The sequence below is a fragment of the Cronobacter sp. 153480017-3 genome (genome assembly GCF_053627815.1).
Genome location: NZ_JBSEYN010000006.1, coordinates 147389 through 173513 on the forward strand (window position 1 = coordinate 147389; position 26125 = coordinate 173513).

The 26125-nt window shown below is 55.8% G+C and carries 26 protein-coding genes and 6 tRNA genes; 16 read left to right on the forward strand and 16 right to left on the reverse strand.

What is annotated here, in order from left to right; translation table 11 throughout:
• The first annotated feature begins 108 nt into the window (after window positions 1-108).
• The gene (locus ACUW6V_RS14650) at window positions 109-1293 is read left to right on the forward strand and encodes a NupC/NupG family nucleoside CNT transporter (protein ID WP_012124105.1); all 1185 of its coding nucleotides are present in this window, start codon (window positions 109-111) and stop codon (window positions 1291-1293) included.
• Between the two features lie 40 nt (window positions 1294-1333).
• On the opposite strand, the gene ACUW6V_RS14655 is transcribed toward ACUW6V_RS14650, so the two are convergent.
• The 3 genes from ACUW6V_RS14655 to ACUW6V_RS14665 all read right to left on the reverse strand — a co-directional run bounded on the left by ACUW6V_RS14655 (window position 1334) and on the right by ACUW6V_RS14665 (window position 3888).
• Window positions 1334-3523 (reverse strand): sensor domain-containing phosphodiesterase, encoded by a 2190-nt coding sequence (locus tag ACUW6V_RS14655; protein ID WP_104671279.1) that lies wholly within the window; start codon window positions 3521-3523, stop codon window positions 1334-1336.
• A gap of 169 nt (window positions 3524-3692) precedes the next feature.
• Window positions 3693-3768 (reverse strand) — tRNA-Ala (locus ACUW6V_RS14660).
• A gap of 44 nt (window positions 3769-3812) precedes the next feature.
• A tRNA-Ala gene (locus tag ACUW6V_RS14665) sits at window positions 3813-3888 on the reverse strand.
• A 220-nt stretch (window positions 3889-4108) separates the two neighbouring features.
• Between ACUW6V_RS14665 and ACUW6V_RS14670 the strand changes: the two genes are divergently transcribed.
• Window positions 4109-4468 (forward strand): YfeC-like transcriptional regulator, encoded by a 360-nt coding sequence (locus ACUW6V_RS14670; RefSeq protein ID WP_004388524.1) that lies wholly within the window; start codon window positions 4109-4111, stop codon window positions 4466-4468.
• A 3-nt stretch (window positions 4469-4471) separates the two neighbouring features.
• A complete protein-coding gene (locus tag ACUW6V_RS14675; protein ID WP_004388523.1) occupies window positions 4472-4861 on the forward strand; it encodes a YfeC-like transcriptional regulator in 390 nt (129 codons plus the stop codon).
• Window positions 4862-4885: 24 nt separating this feature from the next.
• Here ACUW6V_RS14675 and gltX read toward each other — a convergent pair whose 3' ends face one another.
• Window positions 4886-6301, reverse strand: a complete 1416-nt coding sequence (gene gltX, locus ACUW6V_RS14680; protein WP_014728354.1) for a glutamate--tRNA ligase — start codon at window positions 6299-6301, stop codon at window positions 4886-4888.
• A gap of 260 nt (window positions 6302-6561) precedes the next feature.
• On the opposite strand from gltX, the gene ACUW6V_RS14685 reads away from it, so the two are divergent.
• The 5 genes from ACUW6V_RS14685 to ACUW6V_RS14705 all read left to right on the forward strand — a co-directional run bounded on the left by ACUW6V_RS14685 (window position 6562) and on the right by ACUW6V_RS14705 (window position 7465).
• Window positions 6562-6637 (forward strand) — tRNA-Val (locus ACUW6V_RS14685).
• A 40-nt stretch (window positions 6638-6677) separates the two neighbouring features.
• Window positions 6678-6753, forward strand: a tRNA-Val gene (locus ACUW6V_RS14690).
• A gap of 48 nt (window positions 6754-6801) precedes the next feature.
• Window positions 6802-6877: transfer RNA gene (locus tag ACUW6V_RS14695), tRNA-Val, on the forward strand.
• Between the two features lie 4 nt (window positions 6878-6881).
• Window positions 6882-6957: transfer RNA gene (locus tag ACUW6V_RS14700), tRNA-Lys, on the forward strand.
• Window positions 6958-7132: 175 nt separating this feature from the next.
• A complete protein-coding gene (locus ACUW6V_RS14705; RefSeq protein WP_014728353.1) occupies window positions 7133-7465 on the forward strand; it encodes a FlxA-like family protein in 333 nt (110 codons plus the stop codon).
• An 80-nt stretch (window positions 7466-7545) separates the two neighbouring features.
• Here ACUW6V_RS14705 and ACUW6V_RS14710 read toward each other — a convergent pair whose 3' ends face one another.
• The 3 genes from ACUW6V_RS14710 to zipA all read right to left on the reverse strand — a co-directional run bounded on the left by ACUW6V_RS14710 (window position 7546) and on the right by zipA (window position 10809).
• Complete coding sequence (locus ACUW6V_RS14710; protein WP_007700262.1) at window positions 7546-7761, reverse strand: DUF3820 family protein; 216 nt, start codon at window positions 7759-7761, stop codon at window positions 7546-7548.
• 1 nt (window position 7762) lies between these two features.
• Complete coding sequence (ligA, locus tag ACUW6V_RS14715; RefSeq protein ID WP_161582151.1) at window positions 7763-9781, reverse strand: NAD-dependent DNA ligase LigA; 2019 nt, start codon at window positions 9779-9781, stop codon at window positions 7763-7765.
• Window positions 9782-9849: 68 nt separating this feature from the next.
• The gene (zipA, locus tag ACUW6V_RS14720) at window positions 9850-10809 is read right to left on the reverse strand and encodes a cell division protein ZipA (protein ID WP_454038532.1); all 960 of its coding nucleotides are present in this window, start codon (window positions 10807-10809) and stop codon (window positions 9850-9852) included.
• A 230-nt stretch (window positions 10810-11039) separates the two neighbouring features.
• On the opposite strand from zipA, the gene cysZ reads away from it, so the two are divergent.
• The 5 genes from cysZ (at window position 11040) to crr (ending at window position 15878) form a co-directional block, all read left to right on the forward strand.
• The gene (gene cysZ / locus ACUW6V_RS14725) at window positions 11040-11801 is read left to right on the forward strand and encodes a sulfate transporter CysZ (protein ID WP_454038533.1); all 762 of its coding nucleotides are present in this window, start codon (window positions 11040-11042) and stop codon (window positions 11799-11801) included.
• A 146-nt stretch (window positions 11802-11947) separates the two neighbouring features.
• Window positions 11948-12919, forward strand: a complete 972-nt coding sequence (gene cysK / locus ACUW6V_RS14730; protein ID WP_004385844.1) for a cysteine synthase A — start codon at window positions 11948-11950, stop codon at window positions 12917-12919.
• A 383-nt stretch (window positions 12920-13302) separates the two neighbouring features.
• Window positions 13303-13560, forward strand: a complete 258-nt coding sequence (gene ptsH / locus ACUW6V_RS14735; protein ID WP_000487600.1) for a phosphocarrier protein Hpr — start codon at window positions 13303-13305, stop codon at window positions 13558-13560.
• A 43-nt stretch (window positions 13561-13603) separates the two neighbouring features.
• Complete coding sequence (gene ptsI / locus ACUW6V_RS14740) at window positions 13604-15331, forward strand: phosphoenolpyruvate-protein phosphotransferase PtsI (protein ID WP_007795342.1); 1728 nt, start codon at window positions 13604-13606, stop codon at window positions 15329-15331.
• A 43-nt stretch (window positions 15332-15374) separates the two neighbouring features.
• Window positions 15375-15878, forward strand: a complete 504-nt coding sequence (gene crr / locus ACUW6V_RS14745; protein WP_004385842.1) for a PTS glucose transporter subunit IIA — start codon at window positions 15375-15377, stop codon at window positions 15876-15878.
• Window positions 15879-16072: 194 nt separating this feature from the next.
• On the opposite strand, the gene cysM is transcribed toward crr, so the two are convergent.
• The 8 genes from cysM to ACUW6V_RS14785 form a co-directional block, all read right to left on the reverse strand.
• Window positions 16073-16987 (reverse strand): cysteine synthase CysM, encoded by a 915-nt coding sequence (gene cysM, locus ACUW6V_RS14750; protein ID WP_142969943.1) that lies wholly within the window; start codon window positions 16985-16987, stop codon window positions 16073-16075.
• A gap of 119 nt (window positions 16988-17106) precedes the next feature.
• Window positions 17107-18201 carry a sulfate/thiosulfate ABC transporter ATP-binding protein CysA gene (cysA, locus tag ACUW6V_RS14755; protein WP_142969942.1) on the reverse strand — a complete coding sequence of 365 codons (1095 nt, stop codon included), beginning with the start codon at window positions 18199-18201 and terminating at the stop codon, window positions 17107-17109.
• Complete coding sequence (gene cysW / locus ACUW6V_RS14760) at window positions 18191-19060, reverse strand: sulfate/thiosulfate ABC transporter permease CysW (protein ID WP_004388575.1); 870 nt, start codon at window positions 19058-19060, stop codon at window positions 18191-18193. Before cysW ends, cysA begins: the two co-directional genes overlap by 11 nt.
• A complete protein-coding gene (gene cysT / locus ACUW6V_RS14765) occupies window positions 19060-19890 on the reverse strand; it encodes a sulfate/thiosulfate ABC transporter permease CysT (protein WP_004388574.1) in 831 nt (276 codons plus the stop codon). Before cysT ends, cysW begins: the two co-directional genes overlap by 1 nt.
• Window positions 19890-20906, reverse strand: a complete 1017-nt coding sequence (locus ACUW6V_RS14770) for a sulfate ABC transporter substrate-binding protein (RefSeq protein WP_454038534.1) — start codon at window positions 20904-20906, stop codon at window positions 19890-19892. The genes cysT and ACUW6V_RS14770 overlap by 1 nt, the downstream gene beginning before the upstream one ends.
• Before the next feature lie 159 nt (window positions 20907-21065).
• Window positions 21066-21968, reverse strand: a complete 903-nt coding sequence (locus ACUW6V_RS14775) for a Dyp-type peroxidase (protein ID WP_012124096.1) — start codon at window positions 21966-21968, stop codon at window positions 21066-21068.
• Window positions 21969-22058: 90 nt separating this feature from the next.
• On the reverse strand, window positions 22059-22643 hold the full coding sequence (locus ACUW6V_RS14780; protein ID WP_454038535.1) for an RpoE-regulated lipoprotein: 585 nt from the start codon (window positions 22641-22643) through the stop codon (window positions 22059-22061).
• A 62-nt stretch (window positions 22644-22705) separates the two neighbouring features.
• Window positions 22706-23140 carry a DUF2919 domain-containing protein gene (locus ACUW6V_RS14785; RefSeq protein WP_012124094.1) on the reverse strand — a complete coding sequence of 145 codons (435 nt, stop codon included), beginning with the start codon at window positions 23138-23140 and terminating at the stop codon, window positions 22706-22708.
• Window positions 23141-23238: 98 nt separating this feature from the next.
• Between ACUW6V_RS14785 and ACUW6V_RS14790 the strand changes: the two genes are divergently transcribed.
• Window positions 23239-23637, forward strand: a complete 399-nt coding sequence (locus tag ACUW6V_RS14790; RefSeq protein ID WP_004388569.1) for a YgiW/YdeI family stress tolerance OB fold protein — start codon at window positions 23239-23241, stop codon at window positions 23635-23637.
• Window positions 23638-23676: 39 nt separating this feature from the next.
• On the opposite strand, the gene ACUW6V_RS14795 is transcribed toward ACUW6V_RS14790, so the two are convergent.
• Window positions 23677-24102: a GNAT family acetyltransferase gene (locus ACUW6V_RS14795; protein ID WP_004388568.1), complete on the reverse strand. Its 426-nt coding sequence runs from the start codon at window positions 24100-24102 to the stop codon at window positions 23677-23679.
• A 214-nt stretch (window positions 24103-24316) separates the two neighbouring features.
• Here ACUW6V_RS14795 and amiA point away from each other — a divergent pair, with 214 nt between their 5' ends.
• Both amiA and hemF read left to right on the forward strand, forming a co-directional pair.
• Window positions 24317-25192, forward strand: coding sequence for an N-acetylmuramoyl-L-alanine amidase AmiA (gene amiA, locus ACUW6V_RS14800; RefSeq protein ID WP_004388567.1), 876 nt, complete (start codon window positions 24317-24319; stop codon window positions 25190-25192).
• A gap of 2 nt (window positions 25193-25194) precedes the next feature.
• Window positions 25195-26100, forward strand: coding sequence for an oxygen-dependent coproporphyrinogen oxidase (gene hemF, locus ACUW6V_RS14805; RefSeq protein ID WP_454038536.1), 906 nt, complete (start codon window positions 25195-25197; stop codon window positions 26098-26100).
• The last annotated feature ends 25 nt before the right edge of the window (window positions 26101-26125 follow it).

A 26125-nucleotide genomic window follows, 5' to 3' on the forward strand; every position in this document is an offset into this window, starting at 1 on the left:
GCGTTTGGTCACATGACGTAACTATAGTGTGTTGCAGATCTCGTTTTCTAAATGGTTGTTGCATAGAATGTGCACGGAAATTAAACCTGCCTCATATTTGGAGCAAATATGTCCCGCGTTCTTCATTTCGTTTTGGCGCTCGCCGTTGTAGCGCTGCTTGCTTTGCTGGTCAGTCATGACCGCAAAAAAATTCGTCTGCCTTATATTGGCCTGCTGCTGGTGATTGAAGTGCTGCTGGCCTGGTTCTTCCTTAATTCAAATATTGGCCTGGGCTTTGTTAAAGGCTTTGCCGATATGTTTGAAAAACTGCTCGGCTTTGCTAATGAAGGGACAAACTTTGTCTTCGGCAAAATGAACGATGAAGGTCTGGCATTCTTCTTCCTGAAAGTGCTTTGCCCTATCGTTTTTATCTCTGCGTTAATCGGTATTCTGCAACACATTCGCGTACTGCCGATTGTTATCCGGGCTATCGGTACGGTTCTCTCTAAAGTGAACGGTATGGGTAAACTGGAATCCTTTAACGCGGTAAGCTCGCTGATTCTGGGACAATCAGAAAACTTTATCGCCTATAAGGATATTCTCGGCAAAATGTCACGCAACCGTATGTACACCATGGCCGCAACTGCGATGTCCACGGTGTCCATGTCTATCGTCGGCGCGTACATGACCATGCTGAAACCGCAGTACGTGGTGGCGGCGCTGATCCTGAATATGTTCAGTACCTTTATCGTCCTCTCCATCATCAACCCGTACCGCGTTGAGAATGAAGAAGATTTGCAGATGTCTAACCTGCATGAAGGGCAGAGCTTCTTCGAAATGCTGGGCGAGTACATTCTGGCAGGTTTCAAAGTGGCGATTATCGTAGCCGCGATGCTGATTGGCTTTATCGCGCTGATTTCTGGTCTGAACGCGCTGTTCGCCGCAGTGCTGGGCATCTCCTTCCAGGGTATTCTGGGCTACATCTTCTACCCGGTTGCCTGGGTGATGGGCGTGCCGGCTAACGAAGCGCTGCAGGTCGGCAGTATTATGGCGACTAAACTGGTCTCCAATGAATTCGTCGCGATGATGGATTTGCAGAAACTGGCAGGCACAATTTCTCCGCGCGCGGAAGGCATTCTGTCGGTATTCCTGGTGTCGTTCGCTAACTTCTCCTCTATCGGCATCATCGCTGGCGCTATCAAAGGCCTGAACGAAGAACAAGGCAATGTGGTTTCCCGCTTTGGCCTGAAGCTGGTGTACGGCTCTACGCTTGTGAGCGTGCTCTCTGCGTCCATCGCCGCACTCGTGCTGTAATCAAAACGATACTTAAAAACCGGGGCAAGCCCCGGTTTTTTTATGCCTCGCACTCAAGCCGTTCTGGCCGCCCCGGCAGATAGCCCTGAATATATTCCACGCCGAGCGCGAAGAGCAGATCGCGCTGCGCAGGCGTTTCCACAAACTCTGCCACGACAGTCAGCGAACGCGCCTTAGCCAGATCGCAAATCGATTTCACCACCAGCGCGTCAAAGGTATTGCTCACCACGTTACGTATAAAACAGCCGTCGATTTTAATAATGTCAGCCTGTAAATTTTTAAGCCGCTCGAAGTTAGCGTAACCGGTCCCAAAATCATCAATGGCGATGCAAAACCCTCGCGCCTGCAACAGCGAAATATTTTGAACGGTGTTTTCCGAGCCGGAGAGTGCCTGCTCTTCTGTTACCTCCAGGATCACCGCGCTGATGGGCACCCGGTAGCGCTCAAACAGTGCGATAGCCTGTTGAGCGATGCCCTGCTGTTCCAGCGTTAAGGGCATCAGGTTAACGGAGAAGCGCGCGCCAGGGCGCGTTTGCGGGTGGGTATGCAGGTAAATAAGGAGTTTCTCAAGCACCTGCATATCGAAACGCGCGCTGAGATTAAATCGGGTGATAAGAGGAATAAATTTGGCGGGCATGATGAGTTCGCCATCGCACTCAAGGCGCGCCAGGATCTCGGCATACCCCTCTCCTTGTGCGTTTTGTATCGGTTGTGCAAACAGCGTAACGCCCCCTTCTGAAAGCGCCTGTTTGACTTTCTGCAGCATAAGCACCGGCTCGCTGGTTTGCCCGGAAAGCCCCTGACTGCGACTCTCCAGCGCCACGACCGGATCGCCGGGGCCAGCAACCTCTGCCAGATAACTGAGTTGCCCAATGGTGCGGTAGAGCTCTTCCGGTGTCTGTGCCCGAGGCACGGGTGCCCAGGCGGCGCTATAGTCGAGTTCAAGCTGTGCGCCATTCCACTGGATGCGTTTGCTGTTCAGCAAATCCACCAGGTGGCGCAACCGGCTCTGCGGCTCGGGGCCTGCCAGATAAATGAGCAGGTCGCTGTCGGGCAACTGAAAGACTTTCTCACCGGTGTTAAGCCAGGGCAGCAGCAGCGTCGTGACCTCTTTTTTGCACTGAATGCGCATCATGAGGCCATAGTGACGGCTCAGAAACTCAAGATTAGCGACGCGCAGGCAGCAGAGCGCGCCCCCGGAGATGCCTTGCAGGTGCCGCTCCAGCGCACGCAGGTTCGGCAGGCGGGTAAGCGGGTCGGTCAAGGCGAGCATACGGTACTGCCGTTTCATCCATTCACTCTTGTTAAAAATGACCGTCATGAAACGCATTGAAACCGTAAATGCAATAAAGCCAGACAGCATAAACGCCAGTAAAAAGCCGTTTTTTTCAGCCGGTAAAAAGTTGCTGCTGCTGCCCAGTAATAATAACAATGAAAAAGACCACAACAGCGTAATTAACACCGGACCAATAAGGAAAATCCCAGCGGTAAATAAAACAAAGATGACCGGAAGGGTATAGATCGAAATTAAAAAAAGTTTAAAGGGCAGCAGGAAGAGTATCAGCAGAATGAAGACGCCCGCAAACCACCCTGCGGCCAGCACTTTCTTTTCAGGTGCCAGCAGCGGAATAACGCAACGATGCCAGAAAGCCCGCGCAAAAGCCGGGCTTAACGCCATACGAACGGGATAATAAAAAATATCGACAAAAATGACCGAGGCCGCCATTAACCCCTGCACGGTGACAACACTATAAAACGAGGTGCTTTCACCAAAGTAAGATGAAATAACCTCTGGATAATCAAGCCAGTAGCCTGAAACCACCATTAAAAACTTTATCAGGCAAGGGGCTAACAGACCGGGCAGAAATAGCCGCAGCCCGGTACTGTGACGGGAGATCGCAAAGCGCCAGCGCGGGCCTTTTAACGCGCGAAGAATAGCGCAAGTCAGAATCACCGGTAATAAAAAACTCGCGATAAACGCCAGCAGTTGTTGGCTATTTAACGGGAAAAACCAGCCATAAAAAAATAAAAAAGTGATGACCAGAGGGAATAATGCATAGCGACCGAAAAGATAAATCATCGCCAGCATCAGGCTTAGCGGTAAAAACGTTAAATATATTCCCGCGCCATCGACAATGGCTTTGGGAGATAACAGGCGCGCTAGCGGCAACAGCAGGACGCAGAGCAATAACGCGATGCCTGACTTACGCAAACCGTAGCGAGCATTCATAGGGAGCTTCTCAGGCATCAGGGCGGCGTGTCGTACAGACTTTAATAATAAAAACCTTTCGACGGGCTGGCAAGGAAATGGCAGAGAACAAAGCACGAGCCGTCAGTGGCGAACCGCGCGCAAGACCCTGAAAGCAAAAACCCCCGCTATTAAGCGAGGGTTTCAATTTTGGTGGAGCTAAGCGGGATCGAACCGCTGACCTCTTGCATGCCATGCAAGCGCTCTCCCAGCTGAGCTATAGCCCCACGAGATTTTAGTGTTACTGACCAAACCTGATGGGATGTAGGTTTGGTGGAGCTAAGCGGGATCGAACCGCTGACCTCTTGCATGCCATGCAAGCGCTCTCCCAGCTGAGCTATAGCCCCGTCGGAACACCTTGTCGCGTTGACGGGCGGGATAATAAGAATTCCACCGGACAGTGTCAACGCCAAATTCATCTTTGCCTTTCAAGTGCCGAAAAAGGCAGCAAAAAGGTTCCAAAAACGCGGTTCTCCCGATACGCTGTAGTTATTCACGTCACAGTTTCATGTACTGTGTTCTTGTACGATTAACTACTAACAGGTTTACATTTTGTAAGGATTAGTCATGGTCAAGGATCGAATGACCCCGGACGAGCTGGCGCACTATACCGGATATAGCCGCCAGACGATCAATAAGTGGGTGCGTAGAGAAGGCTGGCATACATCGCCGAAGCCAGGCGTGCAGGGCGGTAAAGCGCGCGTTATTCATATTGATGAAGAGGTGCTGTCATTTATCCGCAGCGCCCGCCGCGTCTCTGACAACGTGGCCCCTTACACAGCCACGGTCGACGCGCCGCTGGAAAATCTGCTGCTAAATTCATTGCGAGAGATGAGCCAGTCAGAGCAAAAACAGCTGACCTCGTTACTGCTGCGCGAAGGCATCGCCGGACTGTTGCAGCGTCTGGATATTCGCCATACGGATTAACGCATGAACCAATTTACACGCTGGATGACAGCGGGAGAACTGGGCGAGCTGTCAGGCTACACGGCCCAGGCCATCAGCCGCTGGGCGCGAAAGTATGGCTGGAAGCGCATTCCGCTTAAAGGGCGTAAAGGCGGCGCGCTGTTAATTCTTATCACGCAGCAGGTGTATGACTATTTCCTTGCTACCGATAAGCTGCGCTATTCCGCGCATCTTTATAACCGCATTGAAGAGACCCCTGCGCCCTACGTGACCTGGGATAACGAGATGATGGCACAGTTTATTCGCACGCTGGAGATGCTGAGCCCACAGGAGCAGGCGCGCCTGAGCGAACTCATCAGCGAAGAAGGAGCGGCGGGCCTGGTGAAAAGGCTCGGCCTTCGCGACGAAAAGTAAAAGCCGGCTGCGCCGGCTTTTTTATTACTGCTGGTTTTCGCGCTCGGCGATAAACGCCAGCGCTTTATTGATACGTTCCACGCTTCGGGATTTGCCAATCGCGTGAACTGTCACATCCAGGCCCGGCGACTGCCCTGCCCCGGTCACAGCGACGCGCAGCGGCATACCGACTTTACCCATGCCCACTTCCAGCTCATCAGCCGTGGCCTGAATGGCGTGGTGCACGTTTTCGGCAGTCCAGTCGGTCAGGGCCGCGAGTTTATCGCGCACCACTTCCAGCGGCTGACGCGCGACCGGACGCAGGTGTTTTTTCGCCGCATCGGCGTCGAACTCGCTGAAATCTTCGTAGAAGTAGCGGCAGGTTTGCGCCATCTCTTTAAGGGTTTTGCAGCGCTCACCCAGCAGTTTCACCAGCTCCGCCAGCTGCGGACCGTTGCGGGTATCGATATTTTCCTGCTCGATATGCCACTGCAGATGCGTCGCCACATATTCCGGTGCCAGCGTATTAATATAGTGGTGGTTCAGCCACAGCAGTTTATCGGTATTGAACGCGCTCGCCGATTTACTGACCGCGTCAAGCGTAAAGAATTTAATCATCTCTTCACGAGAGAAGATCTCCTGATCGCCGTGGGACCAGCCCAGACGCACCAGATAGTTCAGCAGCGCTTCCGGCAGGTAGCCGTCGTCGCGATACTGCATAACGCTCACCGCGCCGTGACGTTTAGAGAGTTTTTTGCCGTCATCGCCGTTGATCATAGAGACGTGCGCGTACAACGGTACCGGCGCGCCCAGCGCTTTCAGAATGTTGATCTGGCGCGGCGTGTTGTTGATATGGTCTTCGCCACGGATCACGTGCGTGATTTCCATATCCCAGTCGTCTACCACCACACAGAAGTTGTAGGTCGGGGAGCCGTCAGTACGACGGATAATCAGATCGTCAAGCTCAAGGTTGCTGAACTCAATCGGGCCGCGGATTTGATCGTCAAACACGACGGAGCCATCCTGCGGGTTCGCAAAACGCACGACGCAGGGCTCATCGTCCGCGTGATGCTCATGGCTGTGACGGCAGCGGCCGTCGTAACGCGGCTTTTCACCCTTCGCCATTTGCTCTTCGCGCAGCGCTTCCAGACGCTCTTTCGAGCAATAGCATTTATACGCCGTACCCGCCGCCAGCATTTCATCAATGACCGCGTTGTAGCGATCGAAGCGTTTGGTCTGGAAATACGGGCCTTCATCCCACTCCAGGCTCAGCCAGTTCATCCCATCCATAATGGCTTCGATGGCTTCCGGCGTGGAGCGCTCAAGATCGGTGTCTTCGATACGCAGCACAAATTCGCCGCCCTGATTGCGGGCGAAAAGCCAGGAATAAAGAGCGGTACGGGCGCCACCGACGTGCAGATAGCCGGTCGGGCTTGGCGCGAAGCGGGTTTTGATTTTCATTGATTGGCCTTAGTGTTAAACAATGCCATTAAGCGGCACATGCCAGGGAGTGACAAAGTGGGCAATATTCTACCACCGTGCGCTGATTCCTCAATGTTGATACCTTCCACCCCTTATTTTCCGGCGTTATCTGTTGAGAAATCATACCTTAACGACCATAAAATCAGCGCACTGTCTAATTTTACGACGAACAAACAAAAACTTTGGAAAAGGCGTTGACTCATTTTCAACTCTCCCTATAATGCGACTCCACACAGCGGGGGTGATTAGCTCAGCTGGGAGAGCACCTCCCTTACAAGGAGGGGGTCGGCGGTTCGATCCCGTCATCACCCACCACTCTAAGTGGTTCCCGCCGTGTAGATAAGAAATGAGAAGTGGGTGATTAGCTCAGCTGGGAGAGCACCTCCCTTACAAGGAGGGGGTCGGCGGTTCGATCCCGTCATCACCCACCACTTTCTCGCCAGCGAATTTCTTGTCATTAGTAACAGAAGTACCGAAGTGGGTGATTAGCTCAGCTGGGAGAGCACCTCCCTTACAAGGAGGGGGTCGGCGGTTCGATCCCGTCATCACCCACCACTTCGGGTCGTTAGCTCAGTTGGTAGAGCAGTTGACTTTTAATCAATTGGTCGCAGGTTCGAATCCTGCACGACCCACCAATGTAAAAAGGCGCCCTAAAGGCGCCTTTTTGCTATGCGCGTTATTCTCATCGCTCACGTTCTTTTCGTATTCACCCGCCCTGCTTCGCTTTTATCCACGATTTATCCGTTGAACACTCAGTTTTCCCGTTGCGGTGCCGATACCTTCTCCAGGCTTATAAAAAAGGAGAACATGATGTCGACGACCATTACTGCTTCAACCCCATCGGTACAGACGAACAGCAGCAGCGCGCCCACCGGCAATGATATCGCGTCGCAGATTGCCCGCCTGACCCAGCAGATCACTAAGCTCACAACCAAGCTTAAAGATCTCGCGACCAGCGAAGGCAGCGCGGAAGAGAAGCAGAAACAACAGCAGCTTATTCAAAACCAGATCAAAATGCTGCAGGCGCAGCTGGCTCAGTTGCAGCGTGAGCAGGCTGAACAGGCGCAGAAAAAACAGGAAAGCAAGCAGCTGGAAGCCGTGAAGCAGGCTTCCGGCGACCATCAGATTGACATCTACGTATAAGAACACGTTCTCACCGGCCGGTAACAGGGCCATGGTGGAATGGCAGGAAAAATCACGGCGCGAAGGTTCGCGCCGTTTTTTCAGGGCTTTTTCAGCGGCTGAACCAGGTGGCCCAGCCCTTCTGATTTGATAAGCAGCGTCACCGCCATCAGCTCGCCGAGTTTGCCAGCGGGAAATTCATCCTTACGGGCAAACCACAGCAGGTACTCCTCCGGCAGGTCGATAAGCCGGCGGCCTTTGTATTTTCCAAACGGCATTTCCGTATTGGCGATAGCGATGAGTTGCTCTTTTTCCATATTACTCACCTAACAGACGCAGCATTTCCGCCTCATCGATGACCTCAATGCCCAGCTCCTGCGCTTTCGCAAGCTTGGAGCCTGCCGCTTCACCGGCAATAAGCAGATCGGTTTTCTTCGACACGCTGCCGCTCACCTTCGCGCCCAGCGCGGCAAGCCGCGCTTTGGCGTCATCACGCGACATCTGGCTTAACGTCCCGGTCAGCACTACGGTTTTCCCGGCGAACGGGCTGTCTATCTCTTCGGCTTTCACCACCTGCGGCGCGGGCCAGTGAATGCCTACTTCTTCGGTAAGATCGTGAATGACAGCGCGGTTGCTCTCTTCTTCAAAGAAGTTGAACACATGCGTGGCGACCACGATGCCGACATCCGGTACTTTTTGCAGATCGTCAATCGAGGCGTTAATCAGCGCCTCCAGCGTGCCGAAATGCGCCGCAAGCCCGGCGGCGGTCGCCTCCCCCACTTCCCTGATGCCAAGGGCATAGAGGAAACGCGCGAAGGTGGTTTCTTTGGCTTTTTCCAGCGCATTGACCAGATTTTGCGCCGATTTCGGCCCCATACGATCGAGCCCGGTCAGTTTGCCCGCCGTCAGACGGAACAGATCGGCAGGCGTATGGACATATTCTTTCTCAACCAGCTGATCGATGATTTTATCGCCCATGCCGTCCACATCCATCGCGCGGCGCGAGACGAAATGCTTGAGCGCCTCTTTACGCTGCGCGCCGCAGATAAGCCCGCCGGTGCAGCGCGTTACGGCCTCGCCTTCAACGCGCTCGACATCCGAGCCGCAGACCGGGCACTGCGCCGGGAAGACCACAGGCCGCGTCTCTTCCGGGCGTTCTGAGAGCACCACATTGACCACCTGCGGGATCACATCGCCCGCGCGGCGAATGACGACTTTATCGCCGATGCGCAACCCAAGGCGCGCTATCTCATCGGCGTTATGCAGCGTCGCGTTGCTCACCAGCACACCTGCCACCTGCACCGGCTCAAGGCGCGCCACCGGCGTGATAGCGCCGGTACGTCCGACCTGAAACTCCACGTCGCGAACGGTCGTCATCTGCTCCTGCGCCGGGAATTTAAACGCCACGGCCCAGCGCGGCGCACGCGCTACGAAGCCAAGCTGCTCCTGAAGCTCGAGCGAATCGACTTTAATCACCACGCCGTCGATATCAAACCCGAGCGTCGGCCTGTCGGCCTCAACCTGATGGTAAAACGCCAGCACCTCTTCCGGCGTTTTCACGAGACGAATACGCTCGCTCACCGGCAGCCCCCAGGCTTTAAACTGTTGCAGACGTTCCATATGGCTGCGCGGCAGTTCGCCGCCTTCCAGCAGCCCGACGCCATAACAGAAAAACGTCAGCGGTCGTTTGGCCGTAACGCGTGGATCGAGCTGACGCAGCGAACCTGCCGCCGCGTTACGCGGGTTCGCAAAAACTTTCCCGCCGGTGCGCCGGGCTTCTTCGTTAATCTTTTCAAAGCCCGCCTGCGGCAGAAACACTTCGCCGCGCACTTCGAGGCGCGCCGGAATGTTGTCACCACGAAGCTTCAGCGGAATGGCGCGAATGGTGCGCACGTTGAGGGTGATGTCTTCGCCGGTGGTGCCGTCGCCGCGAGTGGCGGCGCGGACCAGCAGACCATTTTCATACAACAGGCTGACCGCCAGACCATCGAGTTTTAGCTCGCAGCAGTACACCAGCGCGTCAGTGCTTTTCAGGCGATCCTGCACGCGCTTGTTGAATGCGAGGAAACTCGCCTCGTCAAACACGTTATCCAGCGACAGCATCGGTACTTCATGTCGCACCTGGCTGAACTCGGTCAGCGGCGCTGCGCCCACGCGCTGAGTGGGTGAATCGGGCGTCACCAGCTCCGGATGCGCTTCTTCCAGCGCGCGCAGTTCGCGCATCAGGCGATCGTATTCGGCGTCCGGCACTTCCGGCGCGTCCATAACGTGGTAGAGAAATTCATGATGGCGAAGCGTGGTTCGCAGTTGAGTCAGTTTTTCTTCGATTGATTCCATAACGCACCATCAATGATAAAAAACCCCCGACAGGCGGGGGTTAGGGGAGAAAACTTAACGGCGGGCGGTTAACCGTTCGCCTCTTTCACATCGCGAATTCTGTCCTGATATTCACGCAGCTTTTGCGGCGTCATCATACGGCGCTGATCGTCCAGCACCACGCCGCCGACTTCATCGGCAATATGCTGCGCCGACTGCAGCATCAGTTTAAAGTTTTGCAGTTCATCGCCAAAGCCTGGCACCTGCATAAAGATGGTGATACCCGGCGTGGTGAAATCGGTCATGGTTTCCGGATCAAACGACCCGGGTTTAACCATATTCGCCAGGCTGAACAGCACCGGGCCGCTGCCGTCCGGGCTCAGATGACGATGGAAAATATTCATGTCGCCAAACTTAAAACCGGCCTGCTGAATACTGTTGAATAACACATCACCATTCAGCTGGCTGCCCGCATGTGCCGCGACATTCATGATAATAACGGTTTCTTTCGGCTGCGGTTTTTCCGGGGCGCTCACGGGGGCAGGCTCAGCAACCGGCTCGGGCTGTGGCGCGGGCTCGGCGACCGGCTGCGGCCCAGGCTGGCGCATGGCAGGCTGTGCCGGTGCGGGCTGCGACGGTTGCGGCGCGGTCTGGCGAACCGGCTGTGGTTCTTGCGGCTGATGCAGGGGCGCTTGCGGCGCTTCTCTGTAAGCCACTTCTGGCTCCGGCTCGACCGGCTCACGAACAGGCTGACGCGGCTGCGAAGGCGCGTAAGGCGGCTGATAGTTATGCTGAGGCTGGCGAGCAGGCGCGCTTTCCGGCGCCGGCGCGCTGCGGCGCACGCGAACTTCGCCAACGCCGTCATCATCCGGCTCATCGACGTCGTCTTCGTCTTCATCCTCATCGCGCTTCGATTTCATGCGCTTCATCGGACGATCGCGGAACATAGAAGAACGCTCCTTACGGCTGGTCCACAGACCGTGCACCAGTAAGGCGATTATGGCGATCGCGCCAACAATGATTAATATCAGACGCAAATCCTGCATCATTATATTCTCTGTTGTTCTAACACCTTGCCATGACGGCAAACATTTACTCACTAAGAGTATTTGCCCATTACGGCAAGTGCAAGTGCGCGCTCGGTTTTCCGGACAGAAAGATGAAAGAAATCGTGCTTTTTGCTGTTTTTTCGACCATTTCTCGGGTGGCGCAAATTTCCCTCTCGGTTAAGATAACCGGGCCCCGGTTCGGGGAGGCTAATAAGGAGCTTTGCGGAACTATGGTTTCAACGACAGGCGCGGGTTCGCGCAGCGGTCTGTACTACCTTTCAGAAGGATTCAGTCTGATAAGCCAGCCCGGCATTCGGCGCTTCGTCATCCTTCCCCTGCTGGTCAACTTCCTGCTGATGGGCGGCGCGTTCTGGTGGCTGTTTACCCGCCTCGATAACTGGATCCCGCAGCTCATGTCTCATGTACCGGACTGGCTGCAGTGGCTTAATTACCTGCTCTGGCCCCTCGCGGTTATCTCCATTGTTCTTGTTTTCGGCTATTTCTTTTCGACGGTGGCGAACTGGATAGCCGCGCCGTTTAACGGTCTGCTGGCGGAACAATTGGAAGCACGCCTCACCGGTGCCACGCCGCCGGATACCGGTATTCTCGGCATCATGAAAGATTTGCCGCGCATTATGAAACGCGAATGGCAAAAGCTCGCCTGGTATCTGCCCCGCGCGCTGGTGCTGTTGCTGCTCTACTTTATTCCGGGTATTGGCCAGACCGTCGCCCCCGTGCTGTGGTTCCTGTTTAGCGCCTGGATGCTCTCTATCCAGTACTGCGACTACCCGTTCGACAACCATAAAGTGCCGTTTAAAACCATGCGCGCGGCGCTGCGTGAGCGTAAAGGCTTAAATATGCAGTTCGGCGCGCTGGTCAGCCTTTTTACGCTGGTCCCGGTGCTGAATCTGGCGATTATGCCCGTCGCGGTTTGCGGCGCAACGGCGATGTGGGTGGATTGTTATCGCGGTAAACATGCGAGCTGGCGCTAGTCCGGCTGGCATATAGCCGGGCTTATTCCATACTCTTAAGCATTATTTCGCACGAGTATAACGATATACGAAATCCTTACTTCCTCACACGCGGTGAGCGGGTATGCTGGTGCGGTTCCCAAATTTCATACAGTTAAGGACGGGCTATGAGCAAGATTTTTGAAGACAACTCGTTGACTATTGGCCATACGCCGCTGGTTCGACTGAACCGCATCGGTAACGGACGCATTCTGGCGAAGGTGGAGTCACGTAACCCAAGCTTCAGCGTTAAGTGCCGTATCGGTGCCAATATGATTTGGGATGCGGAAAAGCGCGGCGTACTGAAGCCGGGCGTGGAGCTGGTCGAGCCGACCAGTGGTAACACCGGCATCGCGCTGGCGTATGTCGCCGCAGCCCGTGGCTATAAGCTGACGCTGACCATGCCGGAAACCATGAGCGTTGAGCGCCGTAAGCTGCTGAAAGCGCTGGGCGCAAATCTGGTACTGACCGAAGGCGCTAAAGGCATGAAAGGCGCTATCCAGAAAGCGGAAGAGATTGTCGCAAGCGATCCGTCGAAATATCTGCTGTTGCAGCAGTTCAGCAACCCGGCTAACCCGGAGATTCACGAAAAAACCACCGGCCCGGAAATCTGGGAAGATACGGACGGCCAGGTTGATGTATTTATCGCAGGCGTCGGTACTGGCGGTACGCTGACCGGCGTGAGCCGCTATATCAAAAATACCAAGGGTAAAACCGAGCTGATTACCGTCGCGGTTGAGCCGACCGATTCCCCGGTAATCGCCCAGGCCATCGCAGGTCAGGAGCTAAAACCAGGCCCGCATAAAATTCAGGGCATCGGCGCAGGGTTTATTCCAGGCAACCTGGATCTCAAACTGATCGATAAAGTTATCGGTATCACCAACGAAGAAGCCATCTCCACCGCGCGCCGCCTGATGGAAGAAGAAGGGATTCTGGCCGGTATCTCTTCCGGTGCCGCCGTTGCCGCTGCGCTCAAGCTTCAGGAAGATGAAACCTTTACCAATAAGAATATTGTGGTTATCCTGCCATCCTCGGGTGAGCGTTATTTAAGCACCGCGCTGTTCGCCGATCTCTTCACTGAGAAAGAACTGCAACAGTGATGCCAGATTGTTAAATATGCGCAAAAAAGCACCCAAAGGGGTGCTTTTTTGTGGCGTGCATCAAACTTTTGTCTTGTATGGCATTGCCTGGATCGACCGGGTCTGGTATTTAACCAGCAATTATTTCGATGCGTGAAATTAATCCTGAGGCGAATTGATGTGTGCTGAATCGATTTAACGATTTGGTTATGCTACTTCGATCGCGTCATAATGATTAATGACGAGCGAAACGCGAGCCGCATGGAACAAAAAGCCATGCGTTTTTCGTGGTTCTGGCATCCGTGCTGCGTTCCGTTACGCCGACGCTAACAATACAGGCTAAAGTCACGCCGCCAGGCTAGACTTTAGTTCCACAAACTAAACCTATAAGTTGGGGAAATACAATGTTCCAGCAAGAAGTGACTATTACCGCTCCGAACGGTCTGCATACCCGCCCTGCTGCTCAGTTTGTAAAAGAAGCGAAAGGCTTCACCTCCGAGATCACTGTGACTTCCAACGGCAAAAGCGCCAGCGCAAAAAGCCTGTTTAAACTGCAGACTCTGGGCCTGACTCAGGGCACCGTTGTGACCATCTCCGCAGAAGGCGAAGATGAGCAGAAAGCAGTAGAGCATCTGGTAAAACTGATGGCTGAACTCGAGTAAGTTCCGGGTTCTTATTAAAATCAGTCACAAGTAAGGTAGGGTTATGATTTCAGGCATTTTAGCGTCTCCGGGTATCGCTTTCGGCAAAGCATTGCTGCTGAAAGAAGATGAAATTGTCATCGACCGGAAAAAAATTTCTGCCGATAAGGTTGATCAGGAAGTAGAACGTTTCCTGAGTGGTCGCGCCAAAGCCTCCGCTCAGCTGGAAGCTATCAAGATCAAGGCCGGCGAAACTTTCGGTGAAGAAAAGGAAGCTATCTTCGAAGGCCACATCATGTTGCTGGAAGATGAAGAGCTGGAGCAGGAAATCATAGCCCTGATTAAAGATAAGCACATCACTGCCGACGCGGCAGCGCATGAAGTTATCGAAGGTCAGGCGACCGCCCTGGAAGAGCTGGATGATGAATACCTGAAAGAACGCGCCGCTGACGTGCGCGATATTGGTAAGCGTCTGCTGCGCAACATTCTGGGCCTGGCCATCATTGATTTAAGCTCCATCCAGGACGAAGTGATTCTGGTGGCAGCCGATTTAACCCCGTCGGAAACCGCACAGCTGAACCTGAAAAAGGTGCTGGGCTTTATTACCGATCTGGGCGGCCGTACTTCCCACACCTCCATCATGGCGCGCTCCCTTGAGCTGCCAGCGATTGTGGGCACCGGCAACGTCACCACTCAGGTGAAAAACGACGACTACCTGATCCTCGATGCGGTTAACAACAAAGTTTACGTTAACCCGACGAACGAAGAGATTGAATCCCTGCGCGCGATTCAGACTCAGGTTGCTGAAGAAAAAGCAGAGCTTGCGAAGCTCAAAGATCTGCCAGCTATCACTCTTGACGGCCACCAGGTTGAAGTCTGCGCGAACATCGGCACCGTGCGCGATGTCGCAGGCGCCGAGCGTAACGGCGCAGAAGGCGTAGGCCTCTACCGTACCGAATTCCTGTTCATGGACCGCGATTCTCTGCCAACCGAAGAAGAGCAGTTCCAGGCCTACAAAGCCGTTGCTGAAGCGTGCGGCTCGCAGGCCGTTATCGTGCGTACCATGGACATCGGCGGCGATAAAGAGCTGCCGTACATGAACTTCCCGAAAGAAGAAAACCCGTTCCTCGGCTGGCGTGCAATCCGCATCGCGATGGATCGTAAAGAGATCCTGCGCGATCAGCTGCGTGCCATCCTGCGCGCCTCCGCGTTCGGCAAACTGCGCATCATGTTCCCGATGATTATTTCGGTTGAAGAAGTGCGCGCGCTGAAAAAAGAGATCGAGATTTTCAAACAAGAACTGCGTGACGAAGGCAAAGCTTTCGACGAAACGATTGAAATCGGCGTCATGGTAGAAACCCCGGCTGCCGCGACCATCGCGCGCCACCTCGCCAAAGAAGTCGATTTCTTCAGTATTGGTACCAACGATCTGACGCAGTACACCCTGGCGGTTGACCGCGGTAATGATATGATATCGCATCTTTACCAGCCGATGTCACCGTCTGTCCTGAACCTCATCAAGCAAGTTATTGATGCATCTCATGCTGAAGGTAAGTGGACCGGCATGTGTGGTGAGCTTGCTGGCGACGAACGTGCTACACTTCTGTTGCTGGGGATGGGTCTGGATGAATTCAGTATGAGTGCCATTTCTATCCCGCGCATTAAGAAGATTATCCGTAACACGAACTTCGAAGATGCGAAGGTTTTAGCAGAGCAGGCTCTTGCTCAACCGACAACGGACGAGTTAATGACGCTGGTTAACAAGTTCATTGAAGAAAAAACAATCTGCTAATCCACGAGATGCGGCCCAAATTACTGCTTAGGAGAGAAGGCTAATGGGGTTATTTAGTAAACTGTTCGGTGATAAAGGCAATAGCGACACCGGAACCATTGAGATCGTTGCTCCACTGTCTGGTGAAATCGTTAATATTGAAGACGTGCCGGATGTAGTGTTCGCAGAGAAAATCGTTGGTGATGGCATCGCTATCAAACCGACCGGTAACAAAATGGTTGCGCCGGTTGATGGCACCATCGGTAAGATTTTCGAAACTAACCACGCTTTCTCTATCGAATCGGACAGTGGCATTGAGCTGTTCGTCCACTTCGGTATTGATACCGTTGAGCTGAAAGGCGAAGGCTTCAAACGCATCGCTGAAGAAGGCCAGCGCGTGAAGAAAGGCGATCCGGTTATCGAATTCGATCTGCCGCTGCTGGAAGAGAAAGCAAAATCCACGCTGACGCCGGTTGTTATTTCCAATATGGACGAAATCAAAGAGCTGACCAAGCTTTCTGGTAGCGTGACCGTCGGTGAAACGCCGGTAATCCGTATCAAGAAATAAGACTGACTCGTGTACAAAAATGGCGCCGCAAGGCGCCATTTTTTTATTCCTGCACTTAACCGCGGGCTTCACCAAACCATGCGCCACCGGCGTTTCTTCTGACCGTTCCTGACCGCCCTGCTACTGGATATTGATGGGTTACCGAAAACGCGGCGGCTGAAATCCCCATCTGGCTTATGCCCGCCGTTATGGCGTTAAATCCCCGCGCCCTGGCTGTAGCTGTTTTCTTCGCTAAAGATGCCTGTGGAGAGATAGCGGTCGCCCCGGTCGCAAATAATCGCCACCACGACAGCCCCCGGGTTCGCGCGCGCCACGCGCAGCGCGCCGCATACTGCGCCGCCGGAACTGACGCCGCAGAAAATGCCTTCTTTACGCGCCAGCTCACGCATCGTGCTTTCCGCATCACGATGATGAATATCCAGCACTTCATCCACCAGCGACGGGTCGAAAATCCCAGGCAGATACTCTGCGGGCCAGCGGCGAATACCCGGAATACTGCTGCCCTCTTCCGGCTGTAAGCCAACGATGGTCACCGGTTTGGCCTGCTCACGTAAGAAGCGGCTGACGCCGGTAATGGTGCCGGTCGTGCCCATGCTGGAGACAAAATGCGTGAGACGTCCTTCAGTCTGGCGCCAGATCTCCGGCCCGGTGGTCGTATAGTGCGCCCAGGGGTTATCCGGGTTATTGAACTGATCGAGAATAATCCCTTCGCCCCGTTTCGCCATTTCAGAGGCGAGATCGCGCGCGCCTTCCATTCCCTGTTCGCGGCTCACCAGCACCAGCTTCGCGCCATAGGCCTGCATCGCCGCCTTGCGCTCCATGCTCATGTTATCGGGCATCAGCAGCGTCATACGATACCCTTTGACGGCGGCGATCATCGCCAGCGCAATGCCGGTATTACCACTGGTGGCTTCAATCAGCGTATCGCCGGGCTTAATCTCACCGCGCGCTTCGGCGCGGCTAATCATCGCCAGCGCCGCCCTGTCCTTGACGGAGCCCGCCGGGTTATTGCCTTCGAGTTTGACCCAGATTTCACTGCCGTTGTCCGGCGCAAGGCGCTGGAGCTTCACCAGAGGCGTATTGCCGATCGTTTGTTCGAGTGTGTTCACGATGTTTACTCAATAAAAAAGCCGGGTATCGCTTCGCTTACCCGGCCAGGAAAATGCGGTGATGACTGTCGGCACGGCAAGCGTAGCGCCACCGGGCGATAAACCTGCGCAATAAGCTATCAGGCAGACTTCGCCAGAGCAATATTCTCGCGCGTCTCGATACGCTCATTACCGTGGTAAATGCGCGCATGCTGCAGGCCGACAAACAGCCGCTCGCCGCGCTGCGGCACGTATTCCTCGCGCAGCACCACGGTGAGCGGTTCGTCATACCAGCCCTGTGGCTGTACCACGAGCTGCATGTAGTGGCCTTTCGGGCTGACTTCCAGCACGTGCACCGGCAGCGGCGAATCAAGGCTCGTGCGGCGGCTCACGTCCACTTCCCACGGGCGTAAGAACAGATCCACCGGCCCCTGGTATGCAGGCGTAAAGCCGAGCGGCCAGCGATGCGCGCCGACGTGGAATTGCCCGCCGCGCACGGTGCCCTTGAGCCGGTTCACTTCGCCTAAAAACTCAAGCACGAAGCGGGTCGCCGGTTCACGCCACACCTGCTCTGGCGCATCGGCCTGTTCGATATCGCCCTGGCTCATCACCACCACGCGGTCGGCCACTTCCATCGCCTCTTCCTGGTCGTGGGTCACGAAGACGCTGGTGAATTTCAGCTCTTCATGCAGCTGACGCAGCCAGCGGCGAAGCTCTTTACGCACCTGGGCGTCAAGCGCGCCGAAGGGCTCATCGAGCAGCAGAATTTGCGGTTCAACGGCAAGCGCACGCGCAAGCGCCACGCGCTGTTTCTGGCCACCAGAAAGTTGTGCCGGATAGCGGTCGGCCAGATGCGCCAGTTGCACCATTTCTAAAAGCTGCGTCACTTTTTGTTTAATCGCGGCGGCGTTCGGACGCTCGCGGCGCGGCAGAACACTCAGGCCGAACGCGATGTTGTCAAACACCGTCATATGGCGAAACAGCGCGTAATGCTGGAACACGAACCCGACTTTACGCTCGCGCGCATGCAGGCGGCTCACATCGGTGCCGTGAAAGCGGATCTGCCCGCTGGTCTGGTGTTCAAGCCCGGCGATAATGCGCAGCAGCGTGGTTTTCCCGGAGCCGGACGGCCCCAGCAGCGCCACCATCTGGCCGGAAGGGATATCCAGAGAGATATCATTCAGCACCTGGGTGCGACCAAAAGACTTCTTAATATTGGCAATCTCAATGCTCATGATTTCCCTCCTGTTGCACGCGTTTCTCCTGATTATTCAGGCGCCATTGCAACGCACTCTTTAAAAACAGGGTCAGAATCGCCATCAGCGTCAGCAGCGCGGCGGCGGTAAACGCGCCGACGGTGTTGTAGTCCTGCTCCAGCAGTTCAATCTGTAACGGCAGCGACAGCGTCTCGCCGCGAATAGAGCCGGACACTACCGACACCGCGCCGAATTCGCCGATGGCGCGGGCGTTAGTCAGCACCACGCCATAGAGCAGCGCCCAGCGAATATTCGGCAGCGTCACGCGGCGGAACATCTGCCAGCCCGAAGCGCCCAGCAAAATCGCCGCCTCATCTTCATGGCTGCCCTGGCTTAACATCACCGGCACCAGTTCGCGCACGACGAACGGACAAGTCACAAATATCGTTACCAGCGCCATGCCGGGCCAGGCGAACATAATCTGCATATCGTGCGCGTCCAGCCAGCCGCCGAGCGGGCCGTTGGAACCGTAAAACAGCAGATACACCAGCCCCGCTACTACAGGCGAGACGGCAAAAGGAATATCCAGCAGCGTCAGCAGCAGCTGACGACCGGGGAAATTAAAGCGCGTCACCAGCCAGGCCAGCAGCGTGCCGAAGACCAGGTTAACCGGCACGGTAATCAGCGCGATCAGCACCGTCAGCCAGATGGCGTGCAGCATATCCGGGTTAGCGATATTCTCCAGCACCGGCATCAGGCCGTCGGAAAAGGCTTTGGCAAAGATATAGACCATCGGCACCACGAGAATAAACGCCGACAGCAGCATCCCGATGCCGATAAGCAGCCATTTACCCCAGTTTATGCGCGCGCCTTCGCGCGCCTGTGTCATCATCGTCATCAGTGTCCCACCACCCTGCGTCCAAACCGGCTTTGCAGCGTGTTAATCGCAAACAGCAGCAGCAGCGACGCGGCAAGAATCACGGAGGCAATCGCGCTCGCGGCCGGGTAGTCAAACTCCTGCAAACGAACAAAAATCATCAGCGAGGTTACTTCGGTTTTCCAGGCGATATTGCCCGCGATAAAAATCACCGCGCCGAACTCGCCGAGGCTGCGGGTAAAGGAGAGCGCCACGCCCGCCATCAGCGCCGGCGAAAGCTCCGGCAGCACCACTTTACGAAAGCTTTGCAGACGGGTAGCACCTAAGGTTTCCGCCGCCTCTTCATACTCCGGGCCCAGCTCTTCGAGCACCGGCTGAACGGTACGCACGACAAAAGGAATACTGGTGAACGCCATCGCCACCGCGATGCCAAGCCAGGTATACGTCACTTTGATATCAAACTTCGCCAGCCACTCGCCGTAAAAACCATTAACCGAGAACAGCGAGGCGAGCGTCAGGCCAGCCACGGCGGTCGGCAGCGCGAACGGCAGATCCATCAGCGCGTCGAGCAGCGTGCGGCCCGGAAAACGGTAGCGCGTTAAAATCCAGGCCATCAGCAGGCCAAACGCGCCGTTAAAGAGCGAAGCAACCGCCGCGGAGAGCAGCGTCACTTTGTACGCCGCCACCACCTGCGGATTAGAAATCACGTCCCAGTACTGCGCCCAGGTCATCTGGGAGAGCTGCATCACCAGCGCGCTCAGCGGCAGCAGCAAGACAAGGCAGACAAACAACAAACTGGTGCCGAGGCTTAAGGTAAACCCCGGCAGCACGCGTTTAGACACAGCAAACATCACTTACGCCCCGCCGCCATCAGCTTGTCGAACTCACCGCCGCTCGCGAAATGGGTTTTCATCACGTCCGGCCATTGGCCGAAGGCGTCTTCCACGCGGAACAGCTCGGTTTGCGGGAATTTATCTTTCAGCGATTCCATCACCTGCGGGTTATTCACGCGGTAGTAATAGCTGGTGATAATCTGCTGCGCCTGTGGCGTGTAGAGCCAGTTCAGGTAGGCTTTGGCCGCTTTTTCCGTGCCGTTGGCCTTCACGTTTTTATCGACCCACGCCACCGGGAACTCCGCCAGGATATTCACTTTCGGCACGACCACTTCGTAGCCTTCTTTGGCGTACTGATTACGGATGTTATTCACTTCCGATTCAAAGCTAATCAGCACGTCACCCAGGCCGCGCTCGACAAACGTGGTGGTCGCGCCGCGCCCGCCGGTGTCGAACACCTCAACGTTTTTCAGGAACTGGGTCATAAACTGCTCGGTTTTGGCTTTATCGCCGCCGTCGGCTTTATCCGCCGCGCCCCAGGCCGCCAGATAGGTATAGCGCGCGTTGCCGGAGGTTTTCGGGTTCGGGAAAATCAGCTTCACGTCCGGGCGCACCAGGTCATTCCAGTCGTGAATGTTCTTCGGGTTTCCTTTACGGACCAGGAACGCCATGGTGGAGTAGAACGGCGAGCTATTGTTCGGCAGACGCGCCTGCCAGTCGGCCGGGATCAGATTGCCTTTGTCATGCAGGATCTGAACGTCGGTCACCTGGTTATAAGTTACAACGTCTGCTTTTAAGCCCTGTAAAATCGCGAGCGCCTGCTTTGAGGAGCCTGCGTGAGACTGTTTGATCGTCAGCTTGTCGCCGTTGTTCTCCTTCGCCCACTGCTGTTCAAACGGCGGGTTCAGGGCAGCGAACAGCTCGCGCGAAACATCATAAGAGCTGTTAAGCAGTTCAGTCGCCTGCGCGGAACCCGCCATCAGCAGAGAAATCGCCAGCGCGCCCCATGCTTTTTTCACTGATTTCACGGCCATTTTGCACCTTATAAATGTGATAACGATCGAGCCATCAGTGTATTTATACGGGTGAGAAAGCTATACCGCTTTTATATACCGTTTAGTGATTTGCAAGCGCAAAAGGATATAAGACGAAAGGCGTGACGGCGCGGCCCGTAAGGCCGCGCGCGAAGGGAATTAAAGGGCAAGCAGGCGGGTCAGCGACGGCGCGAAATAGTAGCCGCCGGTCACCGGACGCGTGAAGCGCAGCATGGCGTCGCGCTTGCCGTCGGTATCGCCGAACATGCTCAGCAGTTGCTGTTCGATGTTATAGAGTCGCGCGCAATAGGCGCAGAAGTAAAGGCCATGCACGCCGCTGGCCGTGCCGTAAGGCAGGCTCTGGCGCACAATCTTCAGTCCTTTGCCGTCTTCTTTCAGATCAACGCGTGAAAGATGCGACGTAACAGGACGCACGTCGCCGTCGATCTCTTCGTTAGCGACTTTGGTGCGCCCTATCATCATCTCCTGATCCGGCACGCTCATACGATTGAGCTGTTTGAGGTTATGCTCCCAGCGCTGCACGAACACGTAGCTGCCGCCCGCGTCGACGCCGTTCTGAATCACCGCCACTTCGCGGCGCGTCTCTTCGCCCGCCGGGTTTTCGGTGCCATCGACAAAACCGCTCAGGTCGCGATCTTCCACCCAGCGAAAACCGTGAGTTTCCTCTTCGATTTTCAGCGCGTCGCCGAACGCCTCCAGCGCCGCCTGGGCCACGGAGAAATTCACATCGTGACGCAGAGAGAGAATGTGGATCAGCACGTCATGCTGCGTCGCGGGCGCGAGCCCTTTACCAAGCGGCGCAAAGTCTTTCAGCTCCGCTGCGCTGTCATCCTTCGTCAGCGCCCGCCAAAGGGTGTGGCCGAACGCCACGACAACGCCAAGATTCGCCTCGGGAAACTGCGCCTGAAAGGTCGCGACTTTATCGGCGAAAATTTTACTCGCCGCGCGCAGCGCCTCACGCTGGCTTTCATCAACGCTCGCCTCAAGCCAGATAGCCGCACGACAATGCTCCGGCAAAATGCCGCTTTGAACCACAGACATCACTCCTCCTGATAAACCGCTGCCACCGGGTGGCAAAACCGGGCGTATTGTACCCGATTTCGCGGTTCAGGCGTTGCGTTTACGCAAGACTCAGCGACGCCAGATAATCTTTTTCAGCGTCCAGCCTTTGAGCGTGTCATCCGGCGGCATCAGCTCCTGCGGGCCGCGCCATTCACCGCTGAACACATAGCTGATGTGCTCGCTGTCAGGCGCTTTGCACTCCACGCCCTCATCATCCGGCGCGTTGGCTTTCTGGCAGACGCCCTGCGCTTTTTTATAGAGATCGCCAAACGGCGTGCCGATCTCCACACCGTTGTCTGCAGGAATCGCTTTATCCAGCACGTCGATGCGGCTCACCGTGCCGTTTTCGCCGTCAATGACCAGCGCCAGCTGGTTCTCTTTCATCGCTTCGGAGTAGCGCACAATCGTGCCGCCATTAGCGCGCATGCCGCTGCGCAGGCGATAATCGTCGCCCAACGCCTCGCTTATCGCGCCTTCCTGCAGCGGCGTCTCGGCAGTGATATCGCCGACGCCCTTTTCGGTGACTTCCAGCGACGATCCCCACCCGTCAAACCAGTGCCAGGGCGCCGCCTTTGACCAGTTAACGTTAGAGAGCGTTGAGCAGCCACCCAGTAACAGCGACGTTCCACAGAGCAGCAAAGGCAATTTCTTCATCCCGGTTCCTTTTATCAGTCGACAATGTCTCGTTGGAGCGTAAAGACGGCAAAAAGTGCCGTTCAGGGCTGTGGTGTTTCAAAACAGGCACGCAGTCGGCGATGCGAGGCCAGCAGCCAGAGCGCCCAGGCGTCCAGCACGAGCAGGGCCAGCGCGATGCCGCCCGGCGTATCGCGCCAGAGCAGCAGCGCCTGCGATAGCAGCATTACGGCCTGCGTCAGCATTAACAGATAACGCGCGCCGCGCCACAGGCGGGGGAAATCGTGCCGCCGCCCGCTTAATAGAAACGTCAGCAACGCAGGCAGGCCAGCAGCCAGCCCCAGCCAGAAGCTCTGACGGTCAGGGTAGAAGAGCCCCAGCAATGCCTCGCCCTGCCCGCGCGACGCGCCCGCCAGCACAAACAGCGCCCAGGTGCGCGCCTGCAATAACAGCACCGCCCAGAACAGCAACGGGAGTTTAAGCCAGCCGCGGCTGTCGTAATCGGAAGGTAAATACACGTATAAACCCTGGACTCTTTCGGTATTAGATCCAAAATTATGTCTTGTCTTATCCGACGAAGAAAGGTCTTCGTCGTACCTAACCCAAGGAGATGGAAATGAAAAAACAGCTTATCGCTCTGTGTATCGCCGCTTGCGCGCTGTCAGCGACGCCCGTGATGGCGCAGAAAGGCGGCTTCTCCGGCCCGGATAATAGCGCCAGCGCGACGGCCACAAAAGGCGGTTTCCAGGGGCCGGACGCCGCAAGCACGACCGTCAGCGAAGCGAAAAACCTGCGCGATGACGCGTGGGTGGTGCTGGAAGGCAACATCGTGCGCAAGATGGGTAAAGAGCTTTATGAGTTCCGCGACGCCAGCGGCACCGTCAACGTAGACATCGACGACCACGTCTGGAATGGCGTCACCGTCACGCCGAAAGACAAAGTGCGCATCGAAGGTGAAGTGGATAAAGACTGGAACTCCGTCGAAATCGACGTGAAGAAAATCACCAAAGGCTAAACGCCTGGTTCACCCGGCCGCGGCCGGGTGAAAAGGTTATCAATACTCCTGATCCTCGATAAGCCGTTTGCCAAGGCTAATCACATCCTGATGTTCATAGCCCAGCCGCTCGTACATGCCGAGCACGACGTCGTTTTCTTCGCGGATCTGGATATTGATTTTCGGGCAGCCTCGCGCGATGAGTTTTTTCTCCAGCCGGTTTAACAGCGCGTTGGCGATGCCGCGGCCGCGAAACTCCGGGTGTACGCCCAGGTAATACGCCGAACCGCGATGGCCGTCATAGCCGCCCATGATGGAGCCGACGATTTCGCCGCTCACTTCCGCCACCAGGAAAAGATCCGGGTCATGGTTAAGTTTACGTTCGATATCCATTTCAGGATCGTTCCACGAACGCAGCAGATCGCAGCGCTCCCACAGGGTAATGACTTCTTCAAAGTCGGCCTGGCGAAAAACGCGTATCTCCATGGTATTCCCCGTCTTTTGTGGCGTAAAAACTCCGATTATGGCGCTACCGGCGCCAATAGCCAATATCTTCGGCAAAAGTTCGTTGAAAATGGCATACTGATGAATCATCACGCCCTGAAATGAATAGTAAAACTTTTGTTGCAACAGGGTGTCGTTCCACCCCGTTACGCCAGGTTATAACACTCCAGGACAGTAAAATCAGAAGTCAGGACGCATGAGCACTTTCAAACCCTTAAAAAAACTCACCTCGCGACGTCAGTTGCTGCGTACCGGCCTTGCCGCGCTGGCGCTGACCGGTCTTAACCAGGCGCTGGCGAAAGAAGAGAGCCCGGCGCTCAGCACGCGTAACAGCCACAGCAAGCCTAAAGCGAAAAAAGCGGGCGCGCGCCGCCTCGTGATGCTCGATCCGGGCCACGGCGGCATTGATACCGGCGCCATCGGCCATAACGGCTCGAAAGAAAAACACGTCGTGCTCGCCATCGCGAAAAACGTGCGCGCCATTCTGCGCGCCCACGGCATCGACGCCAAACTGACGCGCAGCAATGACACCTTCATCCCGCTCTACGATCGGGTTGAAATCGCGCACAAGCATGGCGCGGATCTGTTTATGTCGATTCACGCCGACGGCTTTACCAGCCCCAGCGCCGCGGGCGCGTCGGTCTTTGCGCTCTCCAACCGCGGTGCCAGTAGCGCCATGGCGAAATACCTCTCCGAGCGCGAGAACGCCGCCGACGACGTGGCGGGCAGCAAGGTCAAAAATAAAGATCACTATCTGCAACAGGTGCTGTTCGATCTGGTGCAGACCGACACCATTAAAAATAGCCTGACGCTCGGCTCGCATATTCTGCGCCAGATAAAACCGGTTCACCGCCTGCACAGCCGCAACACGGAACAGGCGGCGTTCGTGGTGCTGAAATCACCGTCGATCCCGTCCGTGCTGGTGGAAACCTCGTTTATCACCAACCCGCAGGAAGAAAAGCTGCTGGGCACGGCCGCCTTCCGCCAGAAAATAGCGACCGCCATCGCCAATGGGGTCATCAGCTATTTCAACTGGTTTGATAATCACAAAGCCCACTCGAAACGAGGCTAACGATGGCACCTGATATTCAGCGCGTAAAAGCTTTCCTGCTCGATTTACAGGACCGTATCTGCCAGCAGTTGTCGGCGGTGGATGGCGATGATTTCGTCGAAGACGCCTGGCAGCGCGAAGGCGGCGGCGGCGGACGTAGCCGCGTCCTGCGCGACGGCGTGGTGTTCGAGCAGGCGGGCGTCAACTTCTCCCACGTGCATGGCGACGCGATGCCCGCGTCCGCCACCGCGCACCGTCCGGAACTGGCAGGCCGCAGCTTTGAGGCGATGGGCGTGTCGCTGGTTGTGCATCCGCGCAACCCGTATGTACCGACAAGCCACGCCAACGTGCGTTTTTTCATTGCCGAAAAACCGGGTGCCGATCCGGTCTGGTGGTTTGGCGGTGGCTTCGATTTAACGCCGTTTTACGGCTTTGAAGAGGACGCGGTGCACTGGCACCGCACCGCGCGGGATCTCTGCGCGCCTTTTGGCGATGACGTCTACCCGCGTTATAAAAAGTGGTGCGACGACTATTTCTATCTGAAGCATCGCCAGGAAGCGCGCGGCATTGGCGGGCTGTTCTTTGACGATCTGAATACGCCCGATTTCGACACCTGCTTTGCGTTTATGCAGGCGGTGGGCGACGGCTATCTCAAGGCTTATCTGCCTATCGTGGAACGCCGTAAAGCGCTGCCCTGGGGCGAGCGCGAGCGCGAATTCCAGCTTTATCGTCGCGGCCGCTATGTGGAGTTCAACCTGGTGTGGGACCGTGGCACGCTGTTTGGCCTGCAAACCGGCGGTCGCACCGAATCGATACTGATGTCGATGCCGCCGCTGGTGCGCTGGGAATATGGCTATCAGCCGGAAGAAAACAGCCCGGAAGCAGCGCTGTACCGCGACTTCCTGCCGGTGCGCGACTGGGTGAAATAACGCAGCGTCCGCCTCGCGCGGACGC

What these genes read in the sequence shown, in the direction of transcription:
- cysZ (WP_454038533.1), top strand. Translation starts at nt 11,040, where the DNA reads ATGGTTTCAACGACAGGCGCGGGTTCGCGCAGCGGTCTGTACTACCTT.
- crr (WP_004385842.1), top strand. Translation starts at nt 15,375, where the DNA reads ATGGGGTTATTTAGTAAACTGTTCGGTGATAAAGGCAATAGCGACACC.
- ptsI (WP_007795342.1), top strand. Translation starts at nt 13,604, where the DNA reads ATGATTTCAGGCATTTTAGCGTCTCCGGGTATCGCTTTCGGCAAAGCA.
- ACUW6V_RS14705 (WP_014728353.1), top strand. Translation starts at nt 7,133, where the DNA reads ATGTCGACGACCATTACTGCTTCAACCCCATCGGTACAGACGAACAGC.
- ACUW6V_RS14675 (WP_004388523.1), top strand. Translation starts at nt 4,472, where the DNA reads ATGAACCAATTTACACGCTGGATGACAGCGGGAGAACTGGGCGAGCTG.
- cysK (WP_004385844.1), top strand. Translation starts at nt 11,948, where the DNA reads ATGAGCAAGATTTTTGAAGACAACTCGTTGACTATTGGCCATACGCCG.
- ACUW6V_RS14770 (WP_454038534.1), bottom strand. Translation starts at nt 20,906, where the DNA reads ATGGCCGTGAAATCAGTGAAAAAAGCATGGGGCGCGCTGGCGATTTCT.
- ptsH (WP_000487600.1), top strand. Translation starts at nt 13,303, where the DNA reads ATGTTCCAGCAAGAAGTGACTATTACCGCTCCGAACGGTCTGCATACC.
- ACUW6V_RS14775 (WP_012124096.1), bottom strand. Translation starts at nt 21,968, where the DNA reads ATGTCTGTGGTTCAAAGCGGCATTTTGCCGGAGCATTGTCGTGCGGCT.
- ACUW6V_RS14650 (WP_012124105.1), top strand. Translation starts at nt 109, where the DNA reads ATGTCCCGCGTTCTTCATTTCGTTTTGGCGCTCGCCGTTGTAGCGCTG.
- hemF (WP_454038536.1), top strand. Translation starts at nt 25,195, where the DNA reads ATGGCACCTGATATTCAGCGCGTAAAAGCTTTCCTGCTCGATTTACAG.
- cysW (WP_004388575.1), bottom strand. Translation starts at nt 19,060, where the DNA reads ATGACGATGATGACACAGGCGCGCGAAGGCGCGCGCATAAACTGGGGT.
- cysT (WP_004388574.1), bottom strand. Translation starts at nt 19,890, where the DNA reads ATGTTTGCTGTGTCTAAACGCGTGCTGCCGGGGTTTACCTTAAGCCTC.
- ACUW6V_RS14655 (WP_104671279.1), bottom strand. Translation starts at nt 3,523, where the DNA reads ATGAATGCTCGCTACGGTTTGCGTAAGTCAGGCATCGCGTTATTGCTC.
- cysA (WP_142969942.1), bottom strand. Translation starts at nt 18,201, where the DNA reads ATGAGCATTGAGATTGCCAATATTAAGAAGTCTTTTGGTCGCACCCAG.
- ligA (WP_161582151.1), bottom strand. Translation starts at nt 9,781, where the DNA reads ATGGAATCAATCGAAGAAAAACTGACTCAACTGCGAACCACGCTTCGC.
- gltX (WP_014728354.1), bottom strand. Translation starts at nt 6,301, where the DNA reads ATGAAAATCAAAACCCGCTTCGCGCCAAGCCCGACCGGCTATCTGCAC.
- ACUW6V_RS14795 (WP_004388568.1), bottom strand. Translation starts at nt 24,102, where the DNA reads ATGGAGATACGCGTTTTTCGCCAGGCCGACTTTGAAGAAGTCATTACC.
- zipA (WP_454038532.1), bottom strand. Translation starts at nt 10,809, where the DNA reads ATGATGCAGGATTTGCGTCTGATATTAATCATTGTTGGCGCGATCGCC.
- ACUW6V_RS14670 (WP_004388524.1), top strand. Translation starts at nt 4,109, where the DNA reads ATGGTCAAGGATCGAATGACCCCGGACGAGCTGGCGCACTATACCGGA.
- ACUW6V_RS14710 (WP_007700262.1), bottom strand. Translation starts at nt 7,761, where the DNA reads ATGGAAAAAGAGCAACTCATCGCTATCGCCAATACGGAAATGCCGTTT.
- amiA (WP_004388567.1), top strand. Translation starts at nt 24,317, where the DNA reads ATGAGCACTTTCAAACCCTTAAAAAAACTCACCTCGCGACGTCAGTTG.
- ACUW6V_RS14780 (WP_454038535.1), bottom strand. Translation starts at nt 22,643, where the DNA reads ATGAAGAAATTGCCTTTGCTGCTCTGTGGAACGTCGCTGTTACTGGGT.
- ACUW6V_RS14790 (WP_004388569.1), top strand. Translation starts at nt 23,239, where the DNA reads ATGAAAAAACAGCTTATCGCTCTGTGTATCGCCGCTTGCGCGCTGTCA.